5 protein-coding genes are annotated in these 3,317 nt (G+C 59.7%); 1 reads left to right on the top strand and 4 read right to left on the bottom strand.

Features of this window, described 5'->3' with window-relative positions; all coding sequences use genetic code 11:
* Positions 1-41: 41 nt before the first annotated feature.
* Both hpt and RMO15_RS14260 read right to left on the bottom strand, forming a co-directional pair.
* Positions 42-599 carry a hypoxanthine phosphoribosyltransferase gene (gene hpt / locus RMO15_RS14265; RefSeq protein WP_309713883.1) on the bottom strand — a complete coding sequence of 186 codons (558 nt, stop codon included), beginning with the start codon at positions 597-599 and terminating at the stop codon, positions 42-44.
* A 26-nt stretch (positions 600-625) separates the two neighbouring features.
* Entirely contained in the window at positions 626-1,609 is a 984-nt protein-coding gene (locus tag RMO15_RS14260; protein ID WP_309713880.1) for a hypothetical protein, read from the bottom strand.
* A gap of 50 nt (positions 1,610-1,659) precedes the next feature.
* On the opposite strand from RMO15_RS14260, the gene RMO15_RS14255 reads away from it, so the two are divergent.
* Positions 1,660-2,424 (top strand): hypothetical protein, encoded by a 765-nt coding sequence (locus RMO15_RS14255; RefSeq protein WP_309713877.1) that lies wholly within the window; start codon positions 1,660-1,662, stop codon positions 2,422-2,424.
* Between the two features lie 18 nt (positions 2,425-2,442).
* Here the strand turns inward: RMO15_RS14255 and RMO15_RS14250 are convergent, their stop codons facing one another.
* Together RMO15_RS14250 and RMO15_RS14245 are read right to left on the bottom strand one after the other, a co-directional pair.
* Positions 2,443-3,075: a hypothetical protein gene (locus tag RMO15_RS14250; RefSeq protein ID WP_309713875.1), complete on the bottom strand. Its 633-nt coding sequence runs from the start codon at positions 3,073-3,075 to the stop codon at positions 2,443-2,445.
* A 34-nt stretch (positions 3,076-3,109) separates the two neighbouring features.
* Positions 3,110-3,317 (bottom strand): hypothetical protein (locus tag RMO15_RS14245; RefSeq protein ID WP_309713872.1); only part of this gene is annotated, 208 nt, incomplete at its 5' end.

The raw sequence follows: 3,317 nt of genomic DNA, 5'->3' as shown, positions 1-3,317 counted from the left end.
GGGTCGGCGAAGCGAGGAACGAGAGAAGCCGGGGAGATGGCCTAACCCCCGCCGTAGATGACGGGCTTGAGGGTGCCGATGTAGGGAAGCGAGCGATAGCGGCCTAGGTAGTCCATGCCGTAGCCGACCACGTACTCTTCTTCGACTGCGAAGCCGCAGTAGTCTGGCTCTAGGTCAATCCCCAGAGCACGGCGGCGCATGGGCTTATCAAGGAGCGTGCACACCCGGATTGAGGCGCACTTGCGGGCGCTGAGCAGGTCGAGTAAGTAGGCAAGGCGACGGGCCATGGCGGGGTTGAGAACGTCCTCCACCACGATCACATGGCGGCTCTCCACCGGCTCATCCAGGTCCTTGAGGATCTTCACGACACCACTGGCCTTGCTGCTGGCTCCGTACGAGCTGACCGAGACAAAGTCAAACGCGAGCGGAATATTGATGCGCCGCACTAAGTCGGCCATGAACAGAGTCGAGCCTGTCAGGACACCGATCAGAATCAAGTCCTTGCCCTCATAGTCGCGGGTGATCTGTGCGCCTAGTGCGGCAACACGGGAGGCGATTTCCTCTTCGGTAATACGGATCGTGTCAATATCGGGGTGCATTCTTCTCGTCTGTCTGCCTTTTTGTGTCAGTCGCTGACCAAATCAAACCAGTCCACATCGCTGAGCACCACCTTGGGGGTCGTGCCGCTGATGGGCAGCTCGTAGAGGTCATAGGCTATTTTATCGGCTGTCGTAGGTCGTGGCGAGAGAAAAAGCACGGTTTTTCCATCTTCACAGAAACGAGGGCGCCTCACATCGCCGCTGATAAGGACCTTGACCTCAAAACCCGGCCCCGAGGCGAGCCAGAGCCCACGCGGCACAGAGGCAAATGCAATGCTCTTTCCATCGGGGGAGAGGGCAGGCCAGAGCGCCGCACCATAGGCGGCAGGGCCACCCAGTGCGGGAACCGGAGTCCAGGCGTTGCCGACCGCCAGATTACAGATCTGGAGCGGCGCGATCCCACTCTCTTTACCGATCGCAACTGCCGCTAGAAACGTCGAGCGAGCATCGGGCTGTGTGACCGGAGCCAGGCACTTCCAGCGACCTTCCGAGTCCACCAAGGCTGTCCCGGATTGCGCGTCTACCGAGACCGTCATCACCCCCGCCGCTGCTCCCACTCGGGTGCAGCCCATATAGAGTGTCCGTCCATCGGTGCTCCACGAGAGCGAGACGAGGCTCCAGTCCTTGAGTGTGGTTATCGGGCCACTGGGAATCGTCGGGCTAATCTCGGCGACTTTGCGCCCCTGTCGGTCAATGAGGTTCTCGGTGGTGAGGAGCTTTTTCTGCCGACGGCCGGTGATGTCGCTCAGAAAGAGGGTGATAGGCCGCCCTGCCAAGCTCCCCTCCGTCTCCGGATTAGCCGCCTTCGCCCAGACAATCCGCCGACCATCTGGTGCTGTGGACCAGACCGCACCCGGCCCAATGCCCATATCCAGCACGCGCCGCGATTCTTTTCCATCCCGGCTTGCACTATAGAGAACACTCCCTCGCTGGAAGAGAAACCGCTCCGCATGCGCCGCACCCGTCAGCGCCAGAGTTAGCGCGATGGCAACAAAACTTTGCACCTTCATTTGGCCCCAGTGTACCGTATTTTAGACACAGAAAGAGTATAATTTCCCCTATGATGCTCACCGATGACCAGCTTGCCGCTTTCCACAACCAGGGATTTCTGGTTCTGCCGCGCTACTTCACCGACGACGAGATGGGAGGCTACAAGGCCGATATGGATGCTCTCCAAGCGCTTCGCGAAGCAAAAGAGCCCGTGCCCTATCTCTGCCAGCTCCCGCACCTCGGCCCGCTCATCGTGCATCCCAAGACGCTTGCGATGGTCGAGCAAGTGATGGGACCGGGCTTTGCCTTTCATCATCTACACGCCAGCCGCCAGACAGCGGGAACCCCCGGCTCGAACTGGCACCAGGACTACGAGCAGGAGCCTCAGACCAACCGTAGCCATATCATGGTGCACGTTTTCTACTACTTCAATGGCCTCAACGGAGAAGTGGGTGACTTAGTCGTGCTACCACGCACCCAAAACACCGTGGTCGCTAACGGAGCGCTCGGGCATCTGGGCCAGCAAGTTCTTCCGGGCGAGGTCGTTGTGGATGACCTGCCGCCGGGCTCCGCTGTGATTGTCTACTCCGCCCTCTGGCACGCCCGCCGCGCTAAGCCCGGCGGCGAGGATCGCATCCGCTACTTCGCGGATGCGTCGTACTGCCAGGCGGGAGTAAAATGGCCGTCGTACCACAGTGCCCAGTGGCGCGAGATTCTTGCCACCGCTCGCGAGAACCTCGGCCATGAGTCGCTCTTTGCCGAAGACCATTTCTTCGATGTTAGAGAAGCAAAATCTGCCTGGCGCGAGCGACAGGGCAGCTTGGTCACTTCCTGAAGAGGGCTATCGTGATTTTCAGCCTTGGAGGGCCTCATAGCTCGTGAGTCGAAGCCCCCTCGCCGATGACTCCACGGAGTAGCGCAGCTCGACCCAGTCGCGGTAGTCGCTGTCTTTTCCGCCGCCCACTTCCATCAAGAGCGTGAGCTTCCCTGGAGTCAGGAGCACGCGATTCACGATGAAGCTCGCATCTTTCTCCGCTTTGGCGAACTCAGGATCAGCCTTGCGCTTCAGAAAACTCAGAGCGTCGGCGAAGACGGTGGCGGTGATATTGGCTTGCTTACCGCTCGCGGAGACGAGCAGGAGGGCGTTGGGCTTCCACTTGCCCTGGTGCTCCAGAAAGACCACGGAGCTGTTGGGGGCCCAGACTGTCTTGATGCCACCGTTGTTCTGGCCGGGAAAGTAGTCCAGGCCGTTCAGCACGGCGATAACGCGTCCCTCACTATCCAGCAGGCAGTTTCGGACACTCTCGATGTCGTCGTTTGCCGGGCCTTCTGACTCGGTTTGCTTGCCAGGAACGCCCCAGCCGATAGAGAGCCGGTAGCTGGGCGCATTGGTGCCCTCAACAGCGTGCCAGTTGTCCGCCGCCGCCACAGAAGCGATCTGTGGCAGTAGCAGGGTGCAGATGAGAAGAATAAGTTTTAGTTTCATTCGGATTCCTTTCGGAGAGGGGAAGCTCTCGCGATCACTTCACGCGTAGCCCGATCCCGTAGACCGTGAACGCTGCCTGGCTTCCAAGATCCAAAGGACCTAGTGTATATTCCAGACGATAGACGCCTGCTTGGCCGTACCAGGCGATAGAGCCATCTTTCTCGAGGCCAGGATAAGAGGCAAAGAGATAGTTCCCGTTCGTTCCCAAGATGCCGGGCGTGATACTTCCTCCACCGCTCGCT

The organism is Armatimonas sp., assembly GCF_031410135.1.
Lineage (GTDB): Bacteria > Armatimonadota > Armatimonadia > Armatimonadales > Armatimonadaceae > Armatimonas.
Note: the sequence above shows the minus strand (reverse complement) of the source record. Positions and strands in the feature narration are given on the sequence as shown.

Excerpts from the sequence above, each read along its gene's own strand:
- hpt (WP_309713883.1), bottom strand. The coding sequence starts at position 599 with ATGCACCCCGATATTGACACGATCCGTATTACCGAAGAGGAAATCGCC.
- RMO15_RS14260 (WP_309713880.1), bottom strand. The coding sequence starts at position 1,609 with ATGAAGGTGCAAAGTTTTGTTGCCATCGCGCTAACTCTGGCGCTGACG.
- RMO15_RS14255 (WP_309713877.1), top strand. The coding sequence starts at position 1,660 with ATGATGCTCACCGATGACCAGCTTGCCGCTTTCCACAACCAGGGATTT.
- RMO15_RS14250 (WP_309713875.1), bottom strand. The coding sequence starts at position 3,075 with ATGAAACTAAAACTTATTCTTCTCATCTGCACCCTGCTACTGCCACAG.